Below are 26,869 nucleotides of genomic sequence, written 5' to 3' on the forward strand. Positions count from 1 at the left end.
CCGTCATGGCGCGACGCGCTGGCGTTGCCTCATGACGGCCTGAGATCGGTTTCTCCTGAAACGGAATGACGGTGCGGAAATCAATCGTTCGCGGCGCGCTTGCGATCGCAATCATCGGTGTCGCGGCGTTCTGGTGGCTGACCATCCCGGCGCGGCTACCGGCCGGCGAATTGCCGCCGCGCAGCCCCGACCTCGCCAACGGCCAGACCGTATTCAACGCCGGCGGCTGCGCGTCGTGCCACGCCACGCCCGGGCAGTCGGATCGCACCAAGCTCGGCGGCGGGCTGGCGATCCCCTCGCCGTTCGGCACCTTCCACGTGCCGAACATCTCGCCGGACCCGGCCGACGGCATCGGCGGCTGGAACGAGGCCGATTTCGCCACCGCGGTGCTGAAAGGCACTTCGCCGGAGGGGACGCACTACTATCCGGCGTTTCCCTACGGCTCCTACCAGCGCGCCAGGCTCGACGACGTCCGCGACCTGTTCGGCTATCTGAAAACGCTGCCCGCGGTCGCCGGCCGGGCACCCGGGCATGAGCTGCCGTTTCCGTTCAACATCCGCCGCGGCGTCGGGATCTGGAAAGCGCTGTTCCTCGACGGCAAGCCGTTCACGCCGGACCCGGCGCAGAGCGCGCAATGGAATCGTGGCGCCTATCTGGTCAACGGTCTCGGGCATTGCGCCGAATGCCACAGCCCGCGGAACTTTCTTGGCGGCATCGTCGCGGCGCAGCGCTTCGCCGGCGGCCCCAATCCGGAGGGCCAAGGCTTCGTGCCGAACATCACCCAAAAGGGCCTCGCCGACTGGAGCGACAAGGATATCGGCTATTTCCTCGAGACCGGGCAGACCCCGGAGGGCGACACCGCCGGCGGCTCGATGGCGCGGGTGATCCGCAACACCTCGCAATTGAGCGCGGAGGATCGCGCGGCGATGGCGGTCTATCTGAAATCGCTGCCGCCGGTCGACGGCCCGCCGCGGCCGCCGCGGACCAAGAAGGAATGAGCCGGATGCGCGCCAAGGACTGCGGCGCGCTGCGCCGAACGCAATGCTCAGCCGTCATCCGCAGAGCTGCCTGAAAATTCAATCGTGCTTCCTACGCTGGCGGCGTCTCGAAGATTCGCAGGCCTCTCCGCGTCATGGCCGCGCTCGTCGCGGCCATCCACGCCCACGAGCGACGCGCTGGCTGTTTCCGTGGATGGCCGGGACGAGCCCGGCCATGACGTGGTGAGCGAAGTGCCATATCGGCTTCGCGGCATTTACGGCTATTTCCCCCCGAACGCCTTGAAGGTGATGATGGTGTGGGTGTCCTGGATGCCGGGGATCACCTGGACCTTTTCGGCGATGAAATGGCCGATGTCGGTGTCGCGATCGACGTAGAACTTCACCAGCAAATCGTAATCGCCCGCGGTGGAGTAGATCTCAGATGCGATCTCGGCCTCCGCCAGCGCATTGGCGACCGCATAGGATTGGCCGAGCTTGCATTTGAACTGCACAAAGAAGGGAATCATCGTTGTCTCTCCGGGGCGTGACGCCGCCGCATCAAGCCAAAATCCACTCCCCGTGGCAAGCGAGCTTGCCGCAGCCCACGCGGCAGGATACGACCCCCCGGAACCCTTGATGCCACCGCGTCGCACGAGCCAATGATGACCCAACCGATCGCCCTCACCATTGCCGGTTCCGACAGTAGCGGCGGCGCCGGCATTCAGGCCGATCTGAAGACCTTCGCGGCGCTCGGCGTCTACGGCGCCTCGGTGATCGCCGCCTTGACCGCGCAGAACACCAAGGGGGTGACCGCGGTGCACGACGTGCCGGCGGATTTCATCACCGCGCAGATCAACGCGGTGTTCGACGATCTCGACGTCAAGGCGGTGAAAATCGGCATGGTGTCGCAACGCGGGGCGATCGAGGCGATCGTCACCGGCCTTGCGCGCTGGTCGCCGCGCATCGTCGTGCTCGATCCGGTGATGGTCGCCACCTCCGGCGCTCACCTGCTGGCGGCGGAGGCCATCGAGGCGCTGCGCAGCCTGTTGCTGCCCCGCGCGCAGCTCATCACCCCGAACCTGCCGGAAGCCGCGGCTTTGCTGGACGAGGCGGTCGCCACCAGCGTCGGCGAGATCGAGGGCCAGGGCCGCCGGCTGTTGGCGCTGGGCTGCGGCGCGGTGCTGATCAAGGGCGGCCACGGCCAGGGGCCGTCGAGCACCGACTATCTGGTGACCGCCAAAGGCACCTTGGCGCTGCCGGCGCCAAGGATCGCGACCAACAACACCCACGGCACCGGCTGCTCGTTGTCCTCGGCGATCGCCGCGGAACTCGCCAAGGGCGCCGATCTGGAAACCGCGGTGCGCACCGCCAAGGCCTTCGTCGGCGCGGCGATCGCCGCCGGAGACCGGCTGCAGGTCGGGCACGGTCATGGCCCGATCCACCACTTCCACGCCTTCGACCAAGTTTAGGCGTTATCCACCGAATTGCTGAGCTGAACGGCGGCGGCGACCGGCTTGGCGCCGGCCGCTGTCGTCTGTCCGTCGCACTGGGCTGCTATCCCAAAATCATGAAAATGAACTTCGATTCGACGGCAGATCTTGCGAAATGATGACTCCCGACCTCGATAAATCCATCGTTGAGACCGCTTATGCCCGCTGGGCGCCGATCTATGACGCGATCTGCGGGCCGGTGATGCTGAAGGGCCGCCGCGCCGCGGCGGCCGAGGCGCGCTCGCTCGGCGGCAAGATCTTGGAGGTCGGCGTCGGCACCGGACTGTCGTTCGACGATTACGACTCAACCACCGAGATCACCGGCATCGATCTGTGCGAGCCGATGCTGGAAAAGGCCCGCGCCAAGATGGCGACCGGGCGCTATCCGTGGGTTAAGGGCGTCCAGGTGATGGATGCGCACCGCATGGCGTTCCCCGACGCGACCTTCGACTGCGTGGTGGCGCAGTTCGTCATCACGCTGGTGGCGAACCCGGAGAAGGTGCTGTCGGAGTGCCACCGCGTGGTCAAGCCGGGCGGCCGCATCATCCTGGTCAACCATTTGTATTCCGAGGTCGGCGTCGCTGCCGCGGTGGAGCGCTGGACCGCGCAACGCACCCGCGGGCTCGGCCTGCGCCCGGAATTCCCGTTCGCCCGGCTGCAGGCCTGGGCGCAGTCCAACAAGGACGCCATTCTGGTCGAGCGGCGCAAGATCGCGCCGTTCGGCATCTACACACTGGTGTGTTTTGAACGGACGCCTGCGCCGCTGGCGGCGTGAGCGTCATCCCGCTGCCGACCGCGGCAGCAGCTGCAGATGGGACGTGACGCCATGAGCGACGAGGGTCCGGAACGGCGCTTTCGCACCTTATTCATCTCCGATGTCCACCTCGGCGCGCGCGGTTGCCAAGCCGCCAAACTGCTGGATTTCTTCCGCGTCCACGATGCCGACACCATCTACCTGGTCGGCGATATCGTCGACGGCTGGGCGTTGAAATCGAGCTGGTACTGGCCGCAGTCGCACAATGACTTCGTGCAGAAGCTGCTGCGCAAGGCGCGCAAGGGCGCTCGCATCATCTACGTGCCCGGCAATCACGACGAATTCCTGCGCAACTATTACGGTACGCATTTCGGCGGCATCGAGGTGGTGGAGAGCGCGGTGCACGAGGGCGCCGACGGCCGCCGCTATCTGGTAATCCACGGCGATATGTTCGACCTCGTGGTGCAGAACGCGCGCTGGCTCGCCCATCTCGGCGACAAGGCCTACGACTTCGCCATCAAGATGAACCGGCTGGTCAACGCGTTCCGGCGTTTGTTCGGGGTGCCGTACTGGTCGTTGTCGAAATGGGCCAAGCTGAAGGTCAAGAACGCCGTCAACTACATCGGCGCGTTCGAAGAGACGCTGGCCGGCGAGGCGCGGCGTCACGGCGCCGACGGCGTGATCTGCGGCCACATCCACACCGCGGCGATCCGCGACGACCACGGCGTGCGCTACATGAATTGCGGCGACTGGGTGGAAAGCTGCACCGCGCTCGCCGAGAACGAAGACGGCCGTTTCGAAATCATCACCTGGACGCATGAGACCTCGACGCGGGCGTTGCTCGCGCCGCCGGTCGCCGCGCAGGCCGCCTGAATGCGTATTCTGGTCGCCACCGACGCCTGGCATCCGCAGGTCAACGGCGTGGTGCGCACGCTGACGATGATGGCCGAGGCCGCGAAGTCGCTCGGCGTCGACGTCAGCTTCATCACCCCGCAATCGTTCCGAACCATCGGGCTGCCGAGCTATCCGGACCTGCGCGTCGCCCTGCCGGGCCCGGGCAAGATCGCGCGGCTGATCGGCGAGGCGCACGCCGATTTCATCCACATCGCCACCGAAGGCCCGATCGGCATCGCGGCGCGGCGCTATTGCCGCAAGCGCGGCCTGCGCTTCACCACCAGCTTCCACACCCGCTTTCCGGAATACATCTCGGCGCGGTTTCCGATTCCGGAGTCCTGGATCTGGGCCTGGCTGCGCCGCTTCCATGGGCTGAGCCAAGCGGTGATGGCGGCGACGCCGGCGCTGGCCGACGAGTTGCGCGGCCGCGGCTTCCGCAATGTGGTGCTGTGGCCGCGCGGCGTCGATACCAAGCTGTTCCATCCGCGCACGGTGTCCTGCGATCTGCCGCGGCCGTTGTTTCTCTGCGTCGGCCGGGTCGCGGTGGAGAAGAACCTCGAGGCGTTTCTCGACCTGCAATTGCCGGGCACCAAGGTGGTGGTCGGCGACGGCCCGGCGCGCGCCGGGCTGCAGCGCAGCTATCCCGACGCAGTGTTTCTCGGGGCGCTGCAGGGCGAAGCCTTGGCGCAAGCCTATGCGATGGCCGACGTGTTCGTGTTTCCCAGCAAGACCGACACCTTCGGGCTGGTGATCCTCGAAGCGCTGGCCAGCGGCGTGCCGGTCGCGGCGTTTCCGGTGACCGGGCCGCGCGACGTGATCGGAACCGCGCCGGTGGGGGCGTTGAACGACGATCTGCGCACCGCCTGCCTGTCGGCGCTGCAATTGTCGCGGCAGGCCTGTCAGGAATTCGCGCTGACGCAAACCTGGGAAGCCTCGGCCGCCGCCTTCATCGACAACGTCGCCACCGCGCAACTGATGGAAAGCGGGCGGGCGGCAAGAGCGTGGCGGCGCCCGCAAGTCTCGGCGTGATGTTGCGGCGCGCGATGCTGCGGCGCGATTGAGACTTGCTCGCGCCTTGCGCGGCGCGATACACATCGCCGATGACAGATGTTCTGAAGCTACTGCCGGTCAGCTCCGCGGATATCGACGCGGCCGCCGTGGTCCTTGCGCCCTATGCGGTGCGTACCCCGTTGCTATCATCGCCGGCGCTCGACGAGCGCACCGGGGCGCGGGTGTTTCTGAAGCCGGAGATGCTGCAGCGGACCGGCTCGTTCAAATTTCGCGGCGCCTTCAACAAGCTGTCGTCGATCCCGCTGGAGGCGCGCAGCGGCGGCGTGGTGGCGTTCTCCTCCGGCAATCATGCCCAGGGCGTTGCCGCCGCGGCGCAGATCCTCGGCATGCAGGCCACCATCGTGATGCCGGCGGATGCGCCGTTGTCGAAGCGCGAACGCACGTTGGCCTACGGCGCTAAGGTGGTGCTGTACGATCGCGACCGCGAGGATCGCGAAGCCATCGCCCGCGGCATCGCGGAAAGCCGCGGCGCCACGCTGGTGCCGCCCTATGACGATCTCAAGGTGATCGCCGGCCAGGGCACGGTGGGCCGCGAAATCGCCGAGGATCTGGCGGCGCTGGGGCTTGTGCCCGATATCGTGGTGGCGCCGGCGTCCGGCGGCGGCTTGATGGCGGGCACTGCCGTGGCGGTGCGCGCGCGTTGCCCGCAGGCCACCATCATCTGCGCCGAGCCGGAAGGCTATGACGATCTCGCCCGCTCGTTGCAGGCCGGGCAGCGGCAGGCGCATCACGCCACCGAGCGCACCATCTGCGACGCGCTGATGGCGGCGATACCGGGGCAGCTGACGTTTTCCATCAACCAGCGGCTGCTGGCGCGCGGCGTCACCGCCTCGGACGCCGAGGTCGGCGCCGCGGTGGCGTTGCTGTTCCGCGAATTGAAGCTGGTGGTCGAGCCGGGCGGCGCGGTGGCGCTGGCGGCGCTGCTGTCGGGGGCGATCGAGCCCCGCGGCAAGACCGTGGCGATCGTGCTGTCGGGCGGCAATGTCGACGCCGACGTGTTCGCCCGGCTGATTCAAGGTTAGAGCATGACCCCGAAAAGTGGATCTCGGTTTTCGGAAAACACCATGCTCAATCAAAAAACTACAGCAGGATGACGATTCGAAGAAACGTCATCCTGCTGTAGTTGCGCGCCAAAATCTCTCTGAGACTCGTGCCCCGGACGCAGTGCACTACGCCGCGCTTGCGGCGTGGTGCGCTGCAGAGCCGGGGCCGTTACGAAGGCAGCGCTTGGAACGGTCCCGGCTCGCCTCGCAGCGCGAGCGCGCTGCTCGGCGTCCGGGACACGATCCCTCAGGACGGCAAAGCTCAGGCAATAATCTCGGGCAATAATCTCGGGCAATAATCTCGGTCAAGAATCTCAGGCGAGAATCTCGGGCAAGAATCTCAGGAAAAGAACGCCAGCTTTTCGGCCTGGGTCATGCGCCGGATCGCCGCCAACGGATCGATGCCGGAGCCCAGCGGTTTGCGCACCATGCCGCGCGCGATCAGCGCGGCGCCGAGCGAGGCCGGCTCGGCGGCGGACATCGTCGCCGCGCCAGGGCCGACCGGAGCCGCTTCGTCCTGGCTCACCGCCGGCATTGCCGTGGCGATCGGCGGGGCAGGCGGCGCGGCCGGCTGCGGCGCGAGTGGCGCGGGCGGAGCGCTCTCCATGATCGCCGTCTCGGTCGACGGCATGTCGCTCATCGCCGCCTCGGCCATGGCGATCTCGGCCAGCGCGGCCTCGATCTCCGCCGGTTGCTCCGAGGCTGCGGCGACCCGTGCCGCCGGCAGCTCCGGCTCGGGGACCGCCATCTCCTGCGCCACCATGTCGAGCACGGCGATATCATAGGCGGTCGCGGCCTCATCGGCGGATTCGTCGGCGACGATCTGGTCCAGCGTCGGGACCTCGTGGGTGACGGGCGTCTGGGCGGCCATCGCGGCTGCGCCCGTGGCGATCGCCGCAGCCGCCATGTCATCGACGGCCATGTCATCGCCGGCGACGGCGTCGCGCGGCGCGGGCGCCGCTTGCGGCTTGGCGGGCTGCGGCGCCTCGCGCGGCACCGCAAGCTCTGGCTCGCGCGCTGGCGCGGCGGCGGCCGTCAAGGCCGCCGGTTCGGCACGCTCCGACGTGGCGGGGGCGCTCAGTGCGGGGGCCGGCGTGGCGGGGGCGGGCGTCGCGGGCGGCGTCGGCGTTGCGGGCGCGGCTGGCGCGCGCGCCACCGGCGGGGCGGCGGTGGCGGCGGGCGGTTGTTCGGCCGGCGCTGGCTCGGCGACCGGGGCGCGGGCCTCGCTCATGGCGTGCACGGTCGCAGACGGCGGCGCTGGCGTCGCGGGTGACGGCGCCGGTCGCGCGGATGGCGGCTTGCTCGGGGCGATGCTGGCCAGATCGACGATCTGCTGCATCAGCCGATCGAACGCCGCCAGCACGGCGTCGCGCGCCCCGACCGCGGCAATCTGGCGATGGCCGGTCTCGATCGCGGCGACCTGGGCGTCGAGCAGATCGCAGATTCGGCGATCGGCGCCGCAGTCGCGCAGCGCCGAGGCGACTTCGCGGGTGACGCGCGCGCCTTCGCGCGCCCCGGCGAGGATTTCGCCGGGATCCGGCAGCGCCTGCGCGGCGCCGGCCTTGGCGTCAGCGATCAGCGCGCTGATGCGGCTCAGCGACTCCACCAAGCCGCTGGCCGGGGATTGCTTTTGCGCCGCGATGGTCTGTTCGATCCGCGACACCGCGTCGAGCACCATGCGGGTGTCGGCGTTGCGGTTGCGCTTGGCATACTCCCCGAGGAACCAGCGGCCCCGCGCGGTCTCCATGAAGGCTTCGCGAATCGCCTCGTAATCGGCCTCGCTGGGCAGCGACGCACGGGCGGAGATCGGCGACAGGGCGAAAGCTTCTTCGGGCATTGCCAACTCGTTGACGCAAATTCGGGCGCGTTACGCTAACGATCACCATGAACCGCAGCGAATCGCAATTGAATTGATGCCGCCGACCGCACAAATCCCCATCAGTTCCTACGAGGTCTCCCGGCGATTCGCCGGCAGGCTGGCGCTGTTTTACGGCATGATCTTCGGTCTGACCGGCAGCTATCTGCCGTTCTTTCCGGTCTGGCTGAAGGCGGTCGGCATCGAGCCGACGTGGATCGGATTGATCATCGCGGTGCCGGCGCTGACCCGGTTCACGCTGTTGCCGTTGATCACCGGGCTTGCCGAGCGCAGCCAATCGCTGCGCGGCGCGATGATCGTGGCGGCGCTTGCGACCTTCGCCGGCTTTGCGGTGCTCGGCACGCTGCAGCAACCGGTCGCGGTGTTGATCGTGTTCGCGCTCACCGCCTGCGCCTGGACGCCTTTGGTGCCGCTCACCGACGGCTATGCGCTGAAGGGCGTGGTGCGCTATGGGCTGAACTACGGGCCGCTGCGGCTGTGGGGCTCGGCGGCGTTCGTGGTCGGCGCGCTCGGCTGCGGGCTGTTGGCCGACGTGATCGCCGCCCCACATCTGATCTGGGTGATCGCGGCGATGGCGGCGCTCGGCGCGGTGGCCGGCTTCGGGCTGCAGCCGCTCGATGCGCCGCGTCAGTCAGAGACGTTGCCGTTCCGCGCCGGCGCTTTGCTGCGCGATCGCGGCTTTCTGGCGATGATCGGCGCCGCGGCGCTGATCCAGGGCAGCCATGCCGCCTACTATACGTTCGGCTCAATCGCCTGGCAGAGCGCGGGGCTCGACGGCGCCACCATCGCCGGATTGTGGGCGCTTGGGGTGATCGCCGAGATCGTGGTGTTCGCGCTGTCGCCGCGCTTTACCTTGTCGCCGGTGCTGATGATGGTGGTCGGCGGACTCGCCGCGGCGCTGCGCTGGTCGATCACCGCGCAGGACCCGCCACTGGCGCTATTGGCGGGCGTGCAGCTGATGCACGGGTTGAGCTTCGGGCTGACCCAGGTCGGCACCATGACGTTGATGGTCCGCCACGTGCCGTCGCATGTCACGGCCAGCGCGCAGGGTTATCTGACAGCCGCTGCCGGGATTGTGATGTGTGGCGCGTCGATCGGCTCGGGCGTGATCTTTGCGCGGTTCGGATCGGGCGTCTATCTGGGCATGGCGGTGATGGCGACGCTTGGGGCCGTGGTGATCTGGCTGGCGCGCCGCGGTTTGGACACCGACGCCGCGGGCGGTCAGCCCCAAAGCTCCGGGTCCGGCGGATAGACCGTGCTGCCGTCGTAGCGCAGCCCGTCGTCACGGTCGCCGGCCAGCAGCAGTGGGCCGTCGAGGTCGACGAAGCGGGCCTGCTGCGCCAGCAGCATCGCCGGCGCCATCGCAAGCGAGGTCGCCACCATGCAGCCGACCATGATCTCCAAGCCCTGCGCCCGCGCCGCGTCGGCCATCGCTATCGCCTCGGTCAATCCGCCGGCCTTGTCGAGCTTGATGTTGATGGCGTCATAGCGCTCGCGCAAACCCTCGAGCGACGCCAGATCATGCACGCTCTCGTCGGCGCAGACCGCCATCGGCCGGCGGATCCGGGCCAGCGCCGCGTCGTTGTCGGCGGGCAGCGGCTGCTCCACCAGGGTGACGCCGACCTCGGCGCATTCGGCCAGATTCTGTTCGAGGTTGTCCGCGGTCCAGGCCTCGTTGGCATCGACGATCAATTCGGATTCCGGCGCCGCCCGGCGCACCGCCGCGATCCTGGCTCCGTCCTCGGTGCCGCCGAGCTTGACCTTCAACAGCGGCCGCCCGGCAGCCTTGGCGGCCGCGGCGGCCATCGCCTCGGGCGTTCCCAGCGAAATCGTATAGGCGGTGGTGCAGGGGCGCGGCGCGGCACGGCCGAGCAGATCCCAGACCCGGCCGCCGCTGCTCTTGGCCTCGAGATCGAGCAGCGCGCAGTCCAGCGCGTTGCGGGCGGCGCCGGCGGGCAGCGCAGCCTGCAGCGCCTGGCGATCCATTCCGCGGCCAAGCGGCCCTGCTAACGCCTCAATCATCGCCAATGTCGCATCTGGAGTCTCGCCATAGCGCGCGTAAGGTACGCATTCACCCCGCCCGACGTAGCCGCCACGGCTGATCTCCGCCACCACCACCACCGCCTCGGTCTTCGAACCGCGACTAATCGTGAAAGCGCCCGCAATCGGCCATCTTTCGATCCGTGCGATCAGTCGCGATAATTTGCTGGAAGTCATTTCAGAATCTGACAATTTTGGAATCAAAGGTTGCTCGTCGCGGTCAAGTATGGCTGGTATCGGCGGTCCCCCACAAGGCACGGCTGGAAGTTAGATTTCTTTTCCGCGGGTCGGAAAAGCCATAGGAGTTGAAATTGGACGGCAACCCGACGCTTGAGCAGATCGCGAGAGGCAACGGACTGGCGCTGTGCGCCGCCGGGTCCTGGACCGCGCCGTTTGCGCCGGTGCTGGAGCGGATCGTCGCCGAGGCCGAAGCGTTGAGCGGCACCCGTCCCAATATATCCATCGATGTCTCGGCGGTGGCCAAGCTCGATACTTTCGGCGCCTGGCTGATCGAGCGGCTGCGCCGCAGCCTGACCCAGGGCGATGCGGAAGCCACCATCGCCGGACTGTCGGCGAATTATTCCAGCCTGGTCGACGAAGTGCGGCGGGTGAAAGATCCCGAGCCGTCGAAGCGCGGCGGGATCAGCCTGAGAGCCCCGGTGGAGCGGCTTGGCCGCAGCGTGGCGGGCTTCCTCGACACCATCGTCGGCCTGGTGGCGATGACCGGCGCGGTGATGGCGGGGATGCTGCGGGTGGTAATGCATCCGGGGTCGTTCCGGCTGACCTCGACGGTGCATCATCTCGAGCAGGTGTGCTGGCGCGCGGTGCCGATCGTGATGCTGATCACCTTCCTGATCGGCTGCATCGTCGCCCAGCAGGGCATCTTCCATTTCCGCAAGTTCGGCGCCGACGTGTTCGTGGTCGACATGCTCGGCGTGCTGGTGCTGCGCGAACTCGGCGTGCTGCTGGTCGCCATCATGGTCGCCGGCCGCTCCGGCAGTGCCTACACCGCCGAACTCGGCTCGATGAAAATGCGCGAGGAGATCGACGCGCTGCGCACCATGGGGTTCGATCCGATCGACGTGCTGATCATGCCGCGGATGATGGCCTTGGTGCTGGCGATGCCGATCCTGACCTTTCTCGGCGTGGTCGCCGCGTTGTATGGCGGCGGCCTGGTGGCCTGGCTGTATGGCGGGGTCGATCCCGACGCCTTCCTGCTGCGACTGCGCGACGCGATCTCGATCGACCATTTCACCGTCGGCATGATCAAGGCGCCGGTGATGGCGATCGTGATCGGCATCGTCGCCTGCGTCGAAGGCCTCGCGGTCGCTGGCAGCGCCGAGTCGCTCGGCCGCCACACCACGGCGTCAGTGGTGAAGGGCATCTTCTTCGTGATCGTGATGGACGGCGTGTTCGCGATCTTCTTCGCTTCGATCGGAATGTGACGATGGCGATTGAAGTGGCGGATGCGATCATCCGGGTGCGCGACGTTTCGGTGCGGTTCGGCGCCACCGAAGTGCTCGACAAGCTCAGCCTCGACGTCAAGCGCGGCGAGATTCTCGGCTTTGTCGGCCCCTCCGGCGCCGGCAAATCGGTGCTGACCCGCACCATCATCGGGTTGGTTCCCAAGGTCAGCGGGCAGATCGAGGTGTTCGGCGTCGATCTCGACGCCGCCAACGCCAAGGAGCGCCGCGCGGTGGAACGGCGATGGGGCATCCTGTTCCAGCAAGGCGCGCTGTTTTCCTCGCTGACGGTGGCGCAGAACATCCAGTTCCCGGTGCGCGAATATCTCAAACTGTCGCAGCGCCTGCTCGACGAAATCACCGTGGCCAAGCTCGGCATGGTAGGGCTCGCGCCCGAAGTGGCGGAGCGCTTTCCCTCGGAACTGTCCGGCGGCATGATCAAGCGGGTGGCGCTGGCGCGCGCGCTGGCGCTGGATCCCGAACTGGTGTTCCTCGACGAGCCGACCTCCGGCCTCGATCCGATCGGCGCCGGCGATTTCGACGAGTTGGTGCGCACGCTGCAGCGCACTTTGGGCCTGACCGTTTTCATGGTAACTCACGATCTCGACAGCCTTCATACCGCCTGCGATCGGATCGCCGTCCTCGGCGACGGCAAGATCATCGCCGCCGGCACGATGGCCGAGATGCAAGCCTCACAGCACCCCTGGCTACGCTCGTATTTCCACGGCAAGCGCGCCCGTGCGGTCGTCGGCTCATAGTACCGGAGTAGTTTGAATGGAAACGCGGGCGAATTATTTTCTGATCGGAAGCTTCGTGCTGGCGGTGATCGTCGCCGCGCTCGGCTTCGTGCTCTGGTTCCAGAGTCTGCACACCACCAAGACGCGCAGCCCGTTGCGGATCATCTTCGAAGGCTCGGCGTCGGGCCTGCGCAATGGTGGCAACGTCAACTTCAACGGCGTGCGGATAGGCGAGGTGATCTCGGTCAAGCTCGACAATCCGCGCCGCGTGGTGGCGCTGGCGATGGTCGAGAACTCGGCGCCGATCCGCAAGGACACCCTGGTCGGGCTGGAATTCCAGGGGCTGACTGGCGTCGCGGCGATCTCGCTGAAGGGCGGTCAGGAAACCGCGCCGCCGGTGCCGCTCGACGAAGATGGCACGCCGATGCTGACCGCCGATCCCGCGGCGCTGCAGGACGTCACCGAAGCGATCCGCGCGACGCTGAAGAACGTCAACCGCATCTTCGCCGACAATGAGGAGGCGGTGCGGACCTCGCTGCAGAACGTGCAGACCTTCACCTCGTCGTTGGCGAGCAGCTCCGAACACATCGACAGCATCATGAAGAAGGCCGACGGCGTCATCACCAAGACCGACAATCTGATGCTGGGTCTCGATGCGCTGGCCGGCGGCAAGGACGGCGGCGAATTGCTGCAGGCGGTGAAGTCGTTCCGCGAATTGACCGACAATCTCGACAAGCGCGCCGGCGCGCTGATGCTGGACGGCCGCCGCACGCTGGCCGATATCAGCCGGGCGGTGAACAATCTCGACAAGAATCCGACCCGCATCCTGTTCGGGCCGAGCACCTCGGCCTCCGAGCCGCCGCCGCAGCCTGCGGCGCAACGGCCGGGACCGCGTCGGCGGCAGTAGCAGGCGCCCTCGGCCGACTCGGAGTTTTTGCAAGCACAGCTTCCGTCATGGTGAGGAGCGCGCCGGTTTCGGCGCGCGTCTCGAACCATGAGGCCGCGCGTTGCTCGGGCTTCGAACGCCAGGTCTTGCCGGCGTCCTCCGAGCCCGCGCGCAATCGCTGGGTTGATTAGCAATCATTTCGCCAACACGTCATGGCCGCGCGCGTCGCGCCCACTCACGCCCGTGAGCAAGGCGGCCGATGTTTCCGTGGATGGCCGGGACAAGCCCGGCCAAGACGCGGAGAGGTGAGGGGCTTTCGAGAGGCTGCCGGTGCAGAGAGCCGGATTGGATTCCGGCGAAGGTCTCTCAGAGTCTGACTGCAAAAAAGCAGCCGGCAAAATCAGCGGGCGTCATTGCGAGCTGAGGGCGGCGCGCAGCGCCGACTGAGAAGCGAAGCAATCCAGAGCCCTCATGCGCGGCCCTGGATCGCTTCGTCGCAAGAGCTCCTCGCAATGACTTGCGGCGCATCGCGCCAACTCGAAAAGCCGCGTGAGCCTGTGGATCTCGGAAGCGATCATCCAGCTGAGATCGCCAACCTGCGCAACGAAAAAGGCGGAAGCAATGCTTCCGCCTTTTGAGTGTTCAGTGCCGTGTCGGCGCTGCGTTGCGGCTTATCCCAATCGCCCCGAAGCGTGGGCGAGCAGCGTGTAGACCAGCCCGGTTTCCGAGACCAGATGTCCGCGCAGCACCGCCGGTCCGCGCTCGTCGCGCGCCACCTCGTCGAGCAGCCGCTCGAACTCGGTGATGTAGCGGTCGACGGTCTGCTTGAAGTTGCGGTCGCTGCGATATTTGCGGCCGACTTCGTCGAACGCCTTCTGGCCGGCCGGGGTGTACAGCCGCTTGGTGAAGGCCTTGGCCTCGCCGCGCTGATAGCGATCCCACATCTCGGCGGCGAGGTTGCGATCGAGCAGCCGGCCGATGTCGAGCGACAGCGAGTCGAGCGGGTTGCCGCTGGCAGCTTGCGGCGCCGGTTGCGGCGTGCGGCTGCGCGGCGCTTCGCGCTCGTTGCCGTTGTCGGCGCGGTTCAGCAGGTCGGACAGCCAGCCGTCGCGGCCCTGATCGGCGTCGGCGGGGCTCACCGGCGGCGCTTCGGTGCGCCGCGGCGCGGACGGCAGGCCGAGGTCCGGCGGCGGTAGGGTGGCGGCGCTGGAGTCGCGACCGCGCGGGGCCTGACGCAGCGGCGCTTCGTTGCGGCCGCCGGCGGCGGCCAGCATCGGCTCTTCTTCGCGCTGGGCGTTGCGGCCGCTGCTGACCACGTCGAGGCCGCGGCCATGGCGGGCGACGATGCGGTTCAACTCGGCCAACGCCTCGATCTGATCGACGATCACCTTGCGCATCTGCGCGGTGCTCTCGGCGGCTTCCTGGGGAATTTCCAGCACGCCGCGCCGCAGTTCCTCGCGGGTCGATTCCAGCTCGTTGTGCATTTCCGACGCCATCTGCTTCATGCTCTGAACCATGGAGGAGAATTTGTCGGCCGACTGCTTGAACATCGCGTCGGCTTCGCGAGTGCCCTGTTGGTACAATTCGCTCATCGCCTCGGAGGTCAGGCGGCGTTCCTGTTCGGCGGAGGAGCGCACCGCCTCGAACTGCCGCGCGATCGTCGCTGAACCGGCGCCGGCGGTTTCCGCCACCACGCGGGCGATGTCGCGGGCGCGCTCTTCGGCCGCCGCCAGCGATTCATCCAACAGCCCGGTGAACCGGCTCAGCCGCTGATCGAGATCGGCGGTGCGCAGGTCGATGGTGGTGATCAGCGATTCCAATTCGCCCTTGCGCTCGGCGACCGAAGCGGTGGTGCCGCGGTTGCTCTGCTCGACCAGCGCCGCGGCTTCCACCAGGGCATTGCCGTGGGCCGCGAACTGTTCCGACAGCGAGCCGAGATCGACCAGCGCCCGGCTGGTCTTGGTGTTGAACACCGTAAGCTGGTCTTCCAACGCCTGGGTGGCGACGCCGTTTTGCGAGTTCACGTCGTTCATGGTGGAGACGAAGTCCGCCACCCGGGTGACCAGCGCGCGCTCCAGCGAGTTGAGGTTCTCGTGGGCGCCGGTCAGCACTTCCTGTAGCAGGATGTTGCCCTCGCGCAGGCGCTCGAACAGCGCCACCGTGTCGGTGCGCAGGATCTTGCTGGTTTCCTGCATTTCGGTAACCGCCGAGATCGAGACCTGACGCGACTGTTCGATCGCGGTGCGCGACGCCTGTTCGAGGTCCTTCAGCGACTTGCTGATCGCGCCGGTGGCGAGTTCGCTGGCGCCGTTGATGGTGCGTGCGACCTCGGTGCTGTTGGTCACGATGGTGGTCGAGAACGCCTTGCCGCGGCTTTCGATCGCCTTCAGCGCTTCGCTGGTCACCCGATCGATGTCGATCGTCAGCTGATTGGTCCGGCCGCCGATGGCGTCGACCAGCGTGCCGCGCTTGCCGTCGATCATCTGCGCCAGCCGATCGGTCTGCTGCTGCACGTAGCTGACGAGTTCGTCGGTCTTGCCGGTCATCGTGGAGCCGAAGCTGCCGCTGGCGGCAAACACCGAGCGTTCGATCTCGGCCGAGGTGGTCTTGATCTTGGTCGAGGCTTCGTTCGACGCGGCGACCAGCGCGTTCTGCGCGTTGGCCGCACTGGCCTGGATGGTGTCGGTGGTGTTCGCCGTCACCGTCGCCAGGTTGCGCTCGATGTCGGCGGAGATCGCCTTCATCTGGCTGGCGGACTCCGCCGTCACCGTGACCAGTGTCGACTGCACCTCGCGGGCATTGCCCAGCAGCGACGCCGCGGTGTCGGCGCCGACCTTGGTCAGCGTGCGTTCGACATCGATCGCCAGCGACTTGACGTGGTTGGTCGCATCTTCCGACGCGGTCACCAGGCTGGTCTGCGCCTCGCGAGCGCCGGCCACGATCGCCTCGGCGGTGGCGATGCCGACCGCCGAGAGCCTGCGTTCGACGTCTTCGGCCAAAGCGCTGACCTGGCCGGCCGTCTCGGTGGAGGCGCTGACCAGGGTGTTCTGCGCCTCCCGGGCGCCGGACAGAATGGCTGCGGCGGTGGAGGTGCCGACCGCGGTCAAGGTGCGCTCGACGTCGCCGGCCAGCGATTTGACTTGGCCCGAGACATCGCTCGAGGCGCTCAACAGCCGCTCTTGGGCTTCACGCGCGCTGCCGAGGATCGAGTCGGCGGTGGCCGATCCGGCCGCCGACAGCGTGCGTTCGACATCGATCGCCAACGACTTGACGTGGTTCGCGGCGTCGCTGGAGGCGGTGACGAGGGCGTTCTGCGCGTCGCGCGCACTGTTGAGAATGGTCTCGGCGGTGGCCGATCCCGCGCTCGACAAGGTGCGTTCGACGTCGGCGGTAAGCGACTTGACGTGCTCGGAGGCATCCGACGACGCCGTGACCAGCGCGGTCTGCGCGGCGCGGGCGCCGGTCAGCACGGAATCGGCGGTGGCCGATCCGGCGGCAAACAACGTGCGTTCGATATCGGCGGACAGCGAACGGATCTGGTTGGCGACCTCGGCGGAGGTGGTCACCAGCGTGGTCTGGGCTTCGCGCGCGCCGGAGAGCAGCGCGGTCGCGGTCGAACTGCCCGCCGTCGAGAGCGAGCGCTCGACGTCCGCGGCCAGCGATCTGACCTGGCCGGCGGCGTCTGCAGACGCCGCCAACAGCGTCGCCTGGGCGTCGCGGGCGCTGCTGACGATCGAGCCCGCGGCGTTGGTGCCGACGGCGGTCAGCGCGTTCTCGACCTCGCTCGAGGTCAGCTTGAGCTGGGCGCCGACCTCGGCGGATGCGGCGAGCAGCGATTCCTGCGCGGCGCGTGCCCCGGTCTGGATGGTCTCGCTGGTGTTGACCACGAGATGCGTGAGCGAGCGCTCGGCGTCCTCGACATGGGCTTTGATGCCGAGCGACAATTCCTCGGCCCGGGCCATCAGACTATCGCTGGCGTTGCGGCCGCTGCTTTCGATCCGGCCGACCACGGCTTCGACGCGCGAGCCCAGCAGATCCTCGAACTGGGTGACGCGGATGTCGATGTCGGTGGCCACGGCGCCGGCGCTGGTCTCCAGCCCCTGGTGGATTTCCTGGAAGCGGGCGGTGACGATGTCGGCGAGGTGACTGCTGCGGCCATCGATCGCCTCGGTCACGTCGGCGATGCGCTGGTCGATGGCGCTGACCGCCTGCGCGGTGCCGTCGGTCAGCGACTGGGTGAGGTGGGCAAGCCGCGAGTCGATCGAATGCACCGCCTGGGTGGCGCCGTCGGTCAGCGACATCGTCAGATGGCTGAGCCGGATGTCGATCGCCTGCGTCGCATTGGCGGCGCCGTCGGTCAACGCGCTGGTGAGGCGGCCGAGCCGGGCGTCGATCGCCTCGGTGGCGGTGGCGGAGCCCTCGGTGAATGTGGCGGTGAGCCGGTGGATGCGGCCTTCGATCGCGTCGGTGGCGTCGGCGGCGCTCTCGGTGAACGACGTGGTGAGCCGGCTGAGCCGGCTGTCGATCGCGTCGGTGGCGTGGGCGGCGCGCTCGGTCAGCGTCTTGGTGAGCTCGCTGAGCCGGCTGTCGACGGCGTCGGTGGCGTTGGCGGCGCCTTCGGTCAGCGACTGCGTCAGATGGCTCAGTCGCGTGTCGATGGATTCGGCGGCGTTGGCGGCGCCCTCGGTGAGCGACTGCGTCAGCTGGCTGAGCCGGGTGTCGATCGATTCAACGGCCTGCGCGGCGCCGTCGGTCAGCGACGAACTCAGGGTTTCGATGCGGCTGTCGATGGTTTCGATGACCGAATTGGCGCGGGTATCGAAGGTCAATTCCAGCGACTTCAGGTGGCCATCGACGGCGGCGTCGAAGCTCTTGATCTTGCTGTCGAGCGAGCCGTCGAGGCCGGACACCCGGGTTTCGAAGGTGGTCTCGAACTGCGACAGACGGTTGTCGAGCGCCGCGCTGATGGCGCCGCCGTTGGAGGTCAGCCTTGTGTCGAAGGTGTCGACATAGGTCTTCAGCGTCTCCGAGATCTCCTGGGTGCGCTGTCCCATGCGCTCGACGATGTCGCCGCCGAAGGTTTTGACGGTGCGGTCGAATTCGGAGATGTGGCGGGTGATCAAGGCACCCAGCGTGCCGCTGTCGCGCGCGAACCGCTCGGCGAGTTCGCTGCCCTGGTCCTTCACCAGTTCGTCGAACGCGCTCATCTGCATGCTGAGCGTATCGTGCGCGTTCTCGGTCTGGCTGACGACCTTGGCCACCAGCGTGTTGACGGTGACGTCGAGCGCTTCGCTGGCCTTGTCGCCGCTGGTCAGAACCTGGGTGGCCAGCCGGTTGCCGGCCTCGTCGATCTTGCTGACCAGATCGCCGCTGCGCAATTCGAGCTCGAGCAACAGCGAGTCGCTGGAGTTCTTCAGCGAATCGTGGACCTGCTCGGTGCGCTCGGAGATGCCGTCGACGATCGAGGACGACTTCTGTTCGAATTCGCCGGTGATGCGATCGATGCGCTCGTTCAGCATGTCGTGCACGCGGTCGGCCAGTTCGACGAATTCGTTGTGGACGTGGCCGGTCTTGAAATTCAGGCTGTTGGTGAGCCGTTCGCTGGCCTCGAGCACCGCGCGCGTGGTCTCCGAACTGGCTTCCTCGAAACGGTCCAACAGATCGCCGCCGCGCTCGCCGAGCGTGAGGATCATGTGGTCGCCGGCGGTCGACAGCGCGTTGGTGATGTGGGCGCCGCGCTCTTCCAGCGCGCCGGTGATGCTCTTGGCGACTTCGTCGACCCGCGAGGCGATCGCATCCGAGATCAGCGCGATGTCGTGGCGCAGATCGATCTGCACGCCGGAGATCGCGCTGCGCACCTGCTCGGCCTGGCCGACCAGGTTGTCGCGCTGATGCGCGATGTCCTGCAACAATGCGCGGATCCGCACTTCGTTGTCGGAATAGGCGCGCTCCAGCGCCGAGACCTCGTTGGCGACCAGGGTTTCCAGTTCGCCGGCGCGCGCGATGGCGCGCTCGACGCCGTCGCCCATCGCCGCGACCTCGCGGCGGATCGCTTGGCCGACCGTCACCATGGAATCGCTGGTGGCGCCCTCGGGCTCGGAAAACCGGATCGCGACCTGCGCCATCGACTGCGCGATCATCCGCAATTCCTGGCCGCGCCAGGCCAGGCTGGCGAGGAAATAGAACAGCATCACCGGGGCGAAGAACAAGGCGGCCAATCCGGCCAACACCAGCACGCCGCCGCTGCCCTGGCCGATGAAGGCCTGCAGCGCCGGCAGGAAGGCGACGGTCAACAGGCCGGCGCCGACCAGCCAGATGCCGGCGAACACCGAGGCCAGGGTGTAGACGTTGCGGGCAGGGCGGCCCTTCTGAATGGCTTGCAGCAATTGGCCGATGGTTTCGCGGTCGTCGTTGGCGGCGCGGCGGGTGAACCGCTGCTCCTCGCCTTCGTCGAAAGTCGGGGGCCGCGGATCAGGGATGCGCGGCTCATAGCCGCCGCCGGCCTCGACGTCGGCGGCATGGGGCGAACTGTCATTCCTGACCGAGGTCGCTTCGCCGCCGGCCGCGGGCGCGTCGCTGATGTTCAGGGCTTCCTGAATCGCAGACAGCGCAACTTCGGTGGGATCTTTGACCTTCTTGGGATTGTTCGCCATGTGCAGTCTACGCCCTTGTTCTACGCATCCGGGGACTTTGCGCGGTCACCGACCGCGGCCTGATCGCCGGCACCGGCGGCTCCCTGGTATTTAAACCGATCGAACCGCCAGCTTGTCCCACCACTCCGCAAACATCCTATTGTCTTGGCGATGCGAATGAAATGGTTGCCGTTAAGAACATCTTAATCATCGTTAACGCGGCGGCGTCCGCGTAAACCTACCGGGGAAAAACCCCGGGAAAAACCTCAATTAAAGGCAAACTATCGGCAAATACACGGCAAACTATCGGCAAAAAGACGGCAAACTTGCGGCAAACATGCAAATAAACCGTTAACCACTTCCGTGGTTGGCTGGACCTTGAATTTGGTCGGAATCATCCGGCCCGGCCAACTGTGAGTAGCTTGATGTTTCAACCCGGATGGATCGCCTGGATGCCGTCGCCTTCGATCGTTCCTGACGCAGCCCCGATCGACCATCAGCATCTGCAGCGGATGACGCTGGGCGACGAGGCGCTGGAGCGCGAGGTTTTGGCGCTGTTCACCGCGCAGGCCAAAGGCTTGATCACCCGGCTCGCGGCGTGGCCGGACGACGCCGCGGCGCTGGCGCATAAGTTAAAGGGTTCGGCGCGCGGCATCGGCGCGTTCGCGGTGGCGGATGCGGCCGGCGAGTTGGAGACCGTGTTGACCCATGGCGGCGACGCTTCGCTGGCGCTGTGGGCGCTCGATCTCGCGGTCAAAGCCGCGAGCGAGGCGATCGGCGAGCGGCTGAAGCGCTGCTGATGCTGGGGTATTGAGCGCGGCTGCCTGGTTTTTGCGCGCAAGCGCTGGCGGAAACGGGATCGACCCGCTATAGGACGGCCCCGAACTTTTCTTCGCAGCAGCACGAGCAATCATGGCCAAGATTAACTTTGTCGATCACTCCGGCGAAACCCGCAGCGTCGAGGTCGAGGAGGGCGCCACCGTGATGGAGGCCGCCATCCGCAACGCCGTGCCGGGCATCGAGGCCGAATGCGGCGGCGCCTGCGCCTGCGCCACCTGCCACGTCTATGTCGACGAGGCCTGGCGCGACAAGACCGGCGCGCCGACCCCGATGGAAGAAGACATGCTGGATTTCGGCTTCGACGTGCGGCCGAATTCGCGGCTGTCGTGCCAGATCAAGGTCACCGAGGAACTCGACGGCCTGGTCGTCACCGTGCCGGAACGCCAGGCTTAAACAGCCTCGCGCGGCCTGCCGCCGGCACCTCGACCGCGCGTCGTCGGCGTGCGGGTTGCGATCGCGGTCGGCCGACCGCACACCATCCGAAAGTCGAAATGCAGCGGGTTTTGCTGGGGCTGTGGGCCGGCGGCAGCGGCTGGCGCATGGGCATAGCCGGCCTTGGAGCAGTTCTTGCGATAGGACAAGGTGGCCCCGCGTCGCCCGACCTAATTATGACTTTCCTCGCCTGGCCGCTTTGGCTAGACACGCCGCCAAAGCCAGCCTGCCGCAACCCAACCGAAAAGATGGAACGATGAGCGAAGCGATCAAAACCGATGTCCTGATAGTTGGCGCGGGCCCCTGCGGACTGTTCGCCGTGTTCGAGCTGGGCCTGCTCGACGTCAAGGTGCATCTGGTCGATATTCTCGACAAGATCGGCGGGCAATGCGCCGAGCTGTATCCGGAAAAGCCGATCTACGACATTCCCGGCATCCCGATGATCACCGGCCACGGCCTCACCGAATCCCTGCTCGAGCAGATCAAGCCGTTCAACCCGACCTTCCATCTCAACGAGATGATCGAGACCGTGGAGAAGATCGGCGACCCCGGCTTCCGCGTCACCACCGACGCCGGCAAGGTGTTCGAATGCAAGGTGCTGGTAGTGGCCGCCGGCGGCGGCTCGTTCCAGCCGAAGCGCCCGCCGGTGCCGGGCATCGAGGCTTACGAAGGCGGCTCGGTGCACTACGCGGTGCGCAAGATGGAAGAATTCCGCGACAAGGATCTGATGATCGTCGGCGGCGGCGATAGCGCGCTCGACTGGGTGCTCAACCTGCACCCGCTCGCCAAGCGCATCACGCTGGTGCATCGCCGCGACGATTTCCGTGCCGCGCCGCATAGCGTCGAGCAGATGCGCGCGCTGGTCGCCTCCGGGCAGATGGATCTGCTGATCGGCCAGGTCACCGCGCTGGACGGCGAGGGCAAGGAGCTGTCCGCCGCCACCGTGAAGGGCAATGACGGCACCACCACCAAGGTCGCCTGCAATGCGATGCTGCCGTTCTTCGGGCTCACCATGAAGCTCGGCCCGGTGGCGAATTGGGGCCTGCATCTGGAGAACAACCTGGTGCCGGTCGACACCGGCACCTTCGAAACCAACGTGCCCGGCATCTTCGCGATCGGCGACATCAACACCTATCCGGGCAAGTTGAAGCTGATCTTGAGCGGCTTCCACGAGGGCGCGCTGATGGCGCAGAAGGCGGTCAAATACGTCTATCCGGACAAGCGCGTGGTGTTTCAGTACACCACGTCGTCGTCCAGCCTGCAGAAGAAGCTCGGCGTCAACTAAGCGCTGGTTTTTTGCGCGACGTCGGCCAAGCGGCGCGACGTCGCGCAAGCGCCTGCTACTTGGTTATCGGAAAGCCGGATCGCGAAAGCGGTCCGGCTTTTTGCTGGGGTGATCACGACCCGCACTGCCGGCCACGCTGACGGCGCCTCCGACAAATCGCTGCGCTCTCCGCGTCATGGCCGGGCTTGTCCCGGCCATCCACGAACGCGATCGTCTCGCTTGCCGGCGTGGATGCCCGGGACAAGCCCGGGCATGACGGGGTGAGGTTGCCGCAAGATTTTTGCGTTTTCTGTGTACCGCCGAAAAGCGACCTTTCGCGGATTTCTGCGGGACCGCAAAATCGGCGTCAGCTCGTTGATTTGACTTCAAAAATGGCGCCGAGCGGCGACGCCGCTTGGGGCCGCTGATGTTGCGGCAAAGCCAAGGCAGCAATTTTCAGCGCCACATTCCTTGCGGCCAAAGCGCGGCGATTTGGTGAAGCCGGGCTGTCGCGCGCCGTGCCCGGAATAAGGCAAATCCGCCGCGAAAATAACGCTATCCCCGGGGCCGGCGGCGGCCGCGAATCGGCGCCGCCGCGACGCCGTGCCACGGGGGATGGCTGTGCACGGGGGCGCTGCCTGACGGCGAGCGGCGCCGCGGCGATTCCCCTCGGACGATTGATCTGCGCCGTGGACGCCGCCGAGGCGCCCCGCTAGGTTGCGCCGATGGGGACTGCAAGCATTCCGGACGTCGAGCAATTCATCAGCCGTTGGCAGGGCCGCGAAGGCGGCCAGGAGCGTGCCAACTACGTTTCGTTTCTCAACGAGCTGATCGCGCTGTTGGGTTTGCCGAAGCCGGACCCGGCCGACGCCACCCACGAGCACAACGACTACGTGTTCGAGCGCGCGGTCAAGAAGCATAAGGACGACGGCGCCTCGCACGGCCGCATCGACCTCTACAAGAAGAACAGCTTCGTACTCGAAGCCAAGCAGAGCCGGCTGAAGGGCGTCAAGAAGGTCGCCGGCCAGAACGACCTGTTCAATGCCGATGTGCCGGAAGCCTCCCGCGGCCGCCGCGGCGCCGACCGCGCCTGGGACGTCTTGATGCTGAACGCCAAGCGGCAGGCGGAGGAATACGCCCGCGCGCTGCCAGCCTCGCACGGCTGGCCGCCCTTCATCCTGGTCTGCGACGTCGGCCACTGCATCGAGGTCTATGCGGACTTCTCCGGGCAGGGCAAGAACTACACCCAGTTTCCCGACCGTCAGAGCTTCCGCATCTATCTGGAAGACCTGCGCGACGAGACGGTGCGCGAGCGGCTGCAGAAGATCTGGACCGAGCCGCAGGCGCTCGATCCGGCGCAAGCCTCGGCGAAAGTCACCCGCGACATCGCCAAGCGGCTGGCGCAGGTCTCGCTGGCGCTGGAGAAGAAGGGCTTTGTCGCCGACGACGTCGCGATGTTCCTGATGCGCTGCCTGTTCACGATGTTCGCCGAGGACGTCGGCCTGTTGCCGGACAAATCCTTCAAGACCGTGTTGGAAGAGTGTGAGAAGAATCCCGAAGCCTTCGTCCACGACGTCGGCCAGCTTTGGGAGGCGATGGACTTAGGTGCCTGGGCGCACGCGCTGAAAACCAAGGTGAAGAAATTCAACGGCGAGTTTTTCAAGAACCGCGCGGCGCTGCCGCTCGGGCGCGAAGAGATCGGCGAGCTGCGCCAGGCCGCGAGCTACGATTGGAACGAGGTCGATCCCTCGATCTTCGGCACGCTACTGGAACAGGCGCTGGATCCGCAGGATCGCAAGAAGCTCGGCGCACACTACACGCCGCGCGCTTATGTCGAACGCCTGGTGGTCGCCACCATCATCGAGCCTTTGCGCGAAGACTGGCGCAACGTGCAGGCCACCGCGGAGACGCGGCGCGGCGCCGGCGACCTCAAGGGCGCGGCGGCGGCGGTGCAGGCGTTCCACGACAAGCTATGTGCGACCCGGGTGCTCGATCCGGCCTGCGGGACCGGAAATTTCTTGTATGTCTCGCTCGAACTGATGAAGCGCCTCGAAGGCGAAGTGCTGGAAGCGCTGCTCGACCTCGGCGGCCAGGAAGCGTTGCGCGGCCTCGGCTCGCATTCGGTCGACCCGCGTCAGTTCTTGGGTCTTGAAATCAATCCGCGCGCCGCGGCGATCGCCGAACTGGTGCTGTGGATCGGCTATCTGCAATGGCATTTCCGCACCAAGGGCGGCCCGCCCGACGAGCCGATCCTCAAGGCGTTCAAGAACATCCAGGTCAAGAACGCGGTGCTGACCTGGGACGGCGCGCCGCTGCCGAAAATCGTCGACGGCAAGGAGACCTATCCGAATGCGAAGCGGCCGGAATGGCCGGCGGCGGAGTTTATCGTGGGGAATCCGCCGTTTACCGCTGGACAGGACTTTCGTCGCGAATTCGGCGAATCTTACGCTCAAGCACTTTGGCTAAATTACAAACACATTAGCGGTGCAGCGGACCTAGTGATGTATTGGTGGGACCGCGCCGCAGAATTATTAAACCGCAAGGGCACAGCTCTTCGTCGGTTTGGATTTGTCACGACGCGAACGATAACACATGAATTTTCTGGTCGAGTAGTAGCGCGCCACCTGAATGCAAATGATCCCATCTCAATTGTGTTGGCTGTCCCAAACCACCCATGGACGAGGGGTCGAGATGCGGCAGCAGTTCGGATTGCAATGACGGTAGTTGAAGCAGGCCACCGCAATGGCCTACTTCAAAATGTGATAAGTGAAAGCGACTTGGACGCCGATGAACCCACTATTCTCCTCGAAGATCGATGCGGAAAAATTAACCCCAACCTTACTATCGGTATTGACCTTGCCTCCGCTGGGAGATTGCGGGCCACAGATGGCATCTGTCATGATGGCGTGAAGCTTCACGGAAAAGGGTTCATTGTCCAATCCGCAGAATTGGAGCACTTAGGCTTAGATCGACGAAAAGGTATCGAAAAGGTCATTCGTCCCTACCTAAATGGAAGGGATATCAATCAACGGACCAGAGGCCTTTTCGTTATCGATTTATTCGGTTTGGCCGAGGACGAGGTTCGTCTGAATTTCCCAGAGATTTATCAGAAATTGCTTTTGAAAGTTAAGCCCGATCGCGATGCCAACCCTCGTCCTTCGAGGCGAGACAATTGGTGGCTGTTTGGCGAAAATCAGCCAAAGATGCGAAACGCCATCGCATCGCTAGGGCGCTATATTGGAACGGTTGATACTTCGCGGCATCGGATATTTAGTTTCCTTGATGAGAAGATGCTCTGTGACGACAAAGTTGTCATTGTTGCTTCCACAGATGCTTTCGACCTGGGAGTTTTGTCATCTCGCATTCATTGCACTTGGAGCAATAAGTCAGGGGTTCGTCTTGGAGTTGGAAATGATCCTGTATATGCCAGCAACCGCTGCTTCGATCCCTTTCCCTTCCCCGCCGCCAACAACATCCAGAAGCAGACTATTCGGGTCATCGCTGAAGAACTCGACGCGCATCGCAAGCGGGTGCTCAAGGAGCATCCGCATCTGACGCTGACCGGGCTTTATAATGTGCTGGAGCGGTTGCGGGCGGGGGCTGCGATCGCCCCTTCATCCGCGAGCGCAGCGCGTGGTGCGGGGGGGGCGGGAGGCGACGCCGGCGCCGTCGCGCGCGGCAAGACCCCCCACCCTAACCCTCCCCACCGCTCCGCGGGGGGAGGGGATCAGGCAGCGGCTGCGGCTTCCGCCGTGCCTGCTTTGACCCCGGACGAACAGCGCATCTTCGACGACGGGCTGGTGCTGATCCTGAAAGAGCTGCACGACAAGCTCGATGTCGCGGTCGCAGAAGCCTATGGCTGGCCGGCGGATCTGTCGGACGATGAGATTTTGGCGAAGCTGGTGGCGCTGAACAAGGAGCGCGCCGAGGAGGAGAAACGCGGGCTGGTGCGCTGGTTGCGGCCGGACTACCAGATTCCGCGGTTCGGCAAGGGCCTCGACAAGCAGGCAGCGCGCGAAGAAGGCGCGCAGGTCACGGCCGATCTTATCGGCGTCGAAACCGTGCAGAAGCGCGCGTTTCCGACCGTCGCCGTGGAACAGACAGCGGCGGTGTTCGCGGCGCTGGCCGCGGCATCCGCGCCGCTCGATGCCAAGACGCTGGCGGCGCAGTTCAAGCGTACCAAGACCACCGAGAAGAAAGTCGGCGAGGTGTTGGCCTCGCTGGCGCGGCTCGGCTACGTCACCTCCGATGACGGCATGACATTCGCCCTGCGCCGCGTCGCGTAGCGGCGTGGCGCGTCGTTCAAGCTCGACAGCGACCTTGGCGGGTTTGCCCTGGGCGCGCAGCCCGGGTAGCCCGGGTGAGCGCAGCGACGCCCGGGGGCTCTGCATTCACTGCTTATCGCTCCGCTCATGCGGGCTACTTGCTGAAGATCGGCGCGCGCCGCGCCAGCGCCGTCACCGTGGTGCG

At 66.2% G+C, this 26,869-nt stretch carries 18 protein-coding genes; 14 read left to right on the forward strand and 4 right to left on the reverse strand.

Going from position 1 to position 26,869, the window contains the following annotated elements; translation table 11 throughout:
• The first annotated feature begins 65 nt into the window (after positions 1-65).
• Positions 66-998 carry a c-type cytochrome gene (locus RPC_RS07250; protein WP_011471908.1) on the forward strand — a complete coding sequence of 311 codons (933 nt, stop codon included), beginning with the start codon at positions 66-68 and terminating at the stop codon, positions 996-998.
• Positions 999-1,258: 260 nt separating this feature from the next.
• Here RPC_RS07250 and RPC_RS07255 read toward each other — a convergent pair whose 3' ends face one another.
• Positions 1,259-1,504 (reverse strand): Lrp/AsnC ligand binding domain-containing protein, encoded by a 246-nt coding sequence (locus RPC_RS07255; RefSeq protein ID WP_011471909.1) that lies wholly within the window; start codon positions 1,502-1,504, stop codon positions 1,259-1,261.
• 135 nt (positions 1,505-1,639) lie between these two features.
• Here RPC_RS07255 and thiD point away from each other — a divergent pair, with 135 nt between their 5' ends.
• The 5 genes from thiD to RPC_RS07280 all read left to right on the forward strand — a co-directional run bounded on the left by thiD (position 1,640) and on the right by RPC_RS07280 (position 6,208).
• Positions 1,640-2,446 (forward strand): bifunctional hydroxymethylpyrimidine kinase/phosphomethylpyrimidine kinase, encoded by an 807-nt coding sequence (thiD, locus tag RPC_RS07260; protein ID WP_041802552.1) that lies wholly within the window; start codon positions 1,640-1,642, stop codon positions 2,444-2,446.
• A 139-nt stretch (positions 2,447-2,585) separates the two neighbouring features.
• Positions 2,586-3,242, forward strand: coding sequence for a class I SAM-dependent methyltransferase (locus tag RPC_RS07265; protein ID WP_041802554.1), 657 nt, complete (start codon positions 2,586-2,588; stop codon positions 3,240-3,242).
• Positions 3,243-3,278: 36 nt separating this feature from the next.
• Complete coding sequence (locus tag RPC_RS07270; protein WP_208855636.1) at positions 3,279-4,094, forward strand: UDP-2,3-diacylglucosamine diphosphatase; 816 nt, start codon at positions 3,279-3,281, stop codon at positions 4,092-4,094.
• Positions 4,095-5,144: a glycosyltransferase family 4 protein gene (locus RPC_RS07275; RefSeq protein ID WP_011471913.1), complete on the forward strand. Its 1,050-nt coding sequence runs from the start codon at positions 4,095-4,097 to the stop codon at positions 5,142-5,144.
• 71 nt (positions 5,145-5,215) lie between these two features.
• Positions 5,216-6,208, forward strand: coding sequence for a threonine ammonia-lyase (locus tag RPC_RS07280; protein WP_011471914.1), 993 nt, complete (start codon positions 5,216-5,218; stop codon positions 6,206-6,208).
• A 361-nt stretch (positions 6,209-6,569) separates the two neighbouring features.
• Here the strand turns inward: RPC_RS07280 and RPC_RS07285 are convergent, their stop codons facing one another.
• Positions 6,570-8,066 (reverse strand): hypothetical protein, encoded by a 1,497-nt coding sequence (locus tag RPC_RS07285; protein WP_011471916.1) that lies wholly within the window; start codon positions 8,064-8,066, stop codon positions 6,570-6,572.
• Between the two features lie 76 nt (positions 8,067-8,142).
• Between RPC_RS07285 and RPC_RS07290 the strand changes: the two genes are divergently transcribed.
• Entirely contained in the window at positions 8,143-9,357 is a 1,215-nt protein-coding gene (locus RPC_RS07290) for an MFS transporter (RefSeq protein ID WP_011471917.1), read from the forward strand.
• Here RPC_RS07290 and dgcA read toward each other — a convergent pair.
• Positions 9,327-10,322: an N-acetyl-D-Glu racemase DgcA gene (gene dgcA / locus RPC_RS07295; RefSeq protein ID WP_011471918.1), complete on the reverse strand. Its 996-nt coding sequence runs from the start codon at positions 10,320-10,322 to the stop codon at positions 9,327-9,329. The two genes, RPC_RS07290 and dgcA, sit on opposite strands and share 31 nt — an antisense overlap.
• Before the next feature lie 134 nt (positions 10,323-10,456).
• Here dgcA and RPC_RS07300 point away from each other — a divergent pair, with 134 nt between their 5' ends.
• Genes RPC_RS07300 through RPC_RS07310 form a run of 3 tightly spaced genes read left to right on the forward strand, consistent with a single transcriptional unit; the run spans position 10,457 to position 13,252 of the window.
• On the forward strand, positions 10,457-11,590 hold the full coding sequence (locus tag RPC_RS07300; RefSeq protein WP_011471919.1) for an MlaE family ABC transporter permease: 1,134 nt from the start codon (positions 10,457-10,459) through the stop codon (positions 11,588-11,590).
• Between the two features lie 2 nt (positions 11,591-11,592).
• Positions 11,593-12,366, forward strand: a complete 774-nt coding sequence (locus tag RPC_RS07305) for an ABC transporter ATP-binding protein (RefSeq protein ID WP_011471920.1) — start codon at positions 11,593-11,595, stop codon at positions 12,364-12,366.
• Between the two features lie 16 nt (positions 12,367-12,382).
• Positions 12,383-13,252: an MlaD family protein gene (locus tag RPC_RS07310; protein WP_011471921.1), complete on the forward strand. Its 870-nt coding sequence runs from the start codon at positions 12,383-12,385 to the stop codon at positions 13,250-13,252.
• 650 nt (positions 13,253-13,902) lie between these two features.
• Here RPC_RS07310 and RPC_RS07315 read toward each other — a convergent pair.
• Positions 13,903-19,884, reverse strand: a complete 5,982-nt coding sequence (locus RPC_RS07315; protein WP_011471922.1) for a hypothetical protein — start codon at positions 19,882-19,884, stop codon at positions 13,903-13,905.
• Positions 19,885-20,315: 431 nt separating this feature from the next.
• On the opposite strand from RPC_RS07315, the gene RPC_RS07320 reads away from it, so the two are divergent.
• From RPC_RS07320 to RPC_RS07335, 4 genes are all read left to right on the forward strand, one after another.
• Positions 20,316-20,663 (forward strand): Hpt domain-containing protein, encoded by a 348-nt coding sequence (locus RPC_RS07320; protein WP_041802555.1) that lies wholly within the window; start codon positions 20,316-20,318, stop codon positions 20,661-20,663.
• A gap of 112 nt (positions 20,664-20,775) precedes the next feature.
• On the forward strand, positions 20,776-21,096 hold the full coding sequence (locus RPC_RS07325) for a 2Fe-2S iron-sulfur cluster-binding protein (protein ID WP_011471924.1): 321 nt from the start codon (positions 20,776-20,778) through the stop codon (positions 21,094-21,096).
• A gap of 295 nt (positions 21,097-21,391) precedes the next feature.
• Complete coding sequence (locus tag RPC_RS07330) at positions 21,392-22,420, forward strand: NAD(P)/FAD-dependent oxidoreductase (RefSeq protein ID WP_011471925.1); 1,029 nt, start codon at positions 21,392-21,394, stop codon at positions 22,418-22,420.
• A 704-nt stretch (positions 22,421-23,124) separates the two neighbouring features.
• On the forward strand, positions 23,125-26,685 hold the full coding sequence (locus RPC_RS07335) for a class I SAM-dependent DNA methyltransferase (RefSeq protein ID WP_011471927.1): 3,561 nt from the start codon (positions 23,125-23,127) through the stop codon (positions 26,683-26,685).
• The last annotated feature ends 184 nt before the right edge of the window (positions 26,686-26,869 follow it).

It is taken from the genome of Rhodopseudomonas palustris BisB18 (assembly GCF_000013745.1).
In the GTDB taxonomy this organism is placed as follows: domain Bacteria; phylum Pseudomonadota; class Alphaproteobacteria; order Rhizobiales; family Xanthobacteraceae; genus Rhodopseudomonas_A; species Rhodopseudomonas_A palustris_F.

Coding starts and splice junctions, on each gene's coding strand:
- RPC_RS07255 (WP_011471909.1), bottom strand. CDS start 1,504: ATGATTCCCTTCTTTGTGCAGTTCAAATGCAAGCTCGGCCAATCCTAT.
- RPC_RS07310 (WP_011471921.1), top strand. CDS start 12,383: ATGGAAACGCGGGCGAATTATTTTCTGATCGGAAGCTTCGTGCTGGCG.
- thiD (WP_041802552.1), top strand. CDS start 1,640: ATGACCCAACCGATCGCCCTCACCATTGCCGGTTCCGACAGTAGCGGC.
- RPC_RS07325 (WP_011471924.1), top strand. CDS start 20,776: ATGGCCAAGATTAACTTTGTCGATCACTCCGGCGAAACCCGCAGCGTC.
- dgcA (WP_011471918.1), bottom strand. CDS start 10,322: ATGACTTCCAGCAAATTATCGCGACTGATCGCACGGATCGAAAGATGG.
- RPC_RS07265 (WP_041802554.1), top strand. CDS start 2,586: ATGACTCCCGACCTCGATAAATCCATCGTTGAGACCGCTTATGCCCGC.
- RPC_RS07330 (WP_011471925.1), top strand. CDS start 21,392: ATGAGCGAAGCGATCAAAACCGATGTCCTGATAGTTGGCGCGGGCCCC.
- RPC_RS07270 (WP_208855636.1), top strand. CDS start 3,279: ATGGGACGTGACGCCATGAGCGACGAGGGTCCGGAACGGCGCTTTCGC.
- RPC_RS07320 (WP_041802555.1), top strand. CDS start 20,316: ATGCCGTCGCCTTCGATCGTTCCTGACGCAGCCCCGATCGACCATCAG.
- RPC_RS07290 (WP_011471917.1), top strand. CDS start 8,143: ATGCCGCCGACCGCACAAATCCCCATCAGTTCCTACGAGGTCTCCCGG.
- RPC_RS07285 (WP_011471916.1), bottom strand. CDS start 8,066: ATGCCCGAAGAAGCTTTCGCCCTGTCGCCGATCTCCGCCCGTGCGTCG.
- RPC_RS07250 (WP_011471908.1), top strand. CDS start 66: ATGACGGTGCGGAAATCAATCGTTCGCGGCGCGCTTGCGATCGCAATC.
- RPC_RS07315 (WP_011471922.1), bottom strand. CDS start 19,884: ATGGCGAACAATCCCAAGAAGGTCAAAGATCCCACCGAAGTTGCGCTG.
- RPC_RS07305 (WP_011471920.1), top strand. CDS start 11,593: ATGGCGATTGAAGTGGCGGATGCGATCATCCGGGTGCGCGACGTTTCG.
- RPC_RS07335 (WP_011471927.1), top strand. CDS start 23,125: ATGGGGACTGCAAGCATTCCGGACGTCGAGCAATTCATCAGCCGTTGG.
- RPC_RS07280 (WP_011471914.1), top strand. CDS start 5,216: ATGACAGATGTTCTGAAGCTACTGCCGGTCAGCTCCGCGGATATCGAC.
- RPC_RS07275 (WP_011471913.1), top strand. CDS start 4,095: ATGCGTATTCTGGTCGCCACCGACGCCTGGCATCCGCAGGTCAACGGC.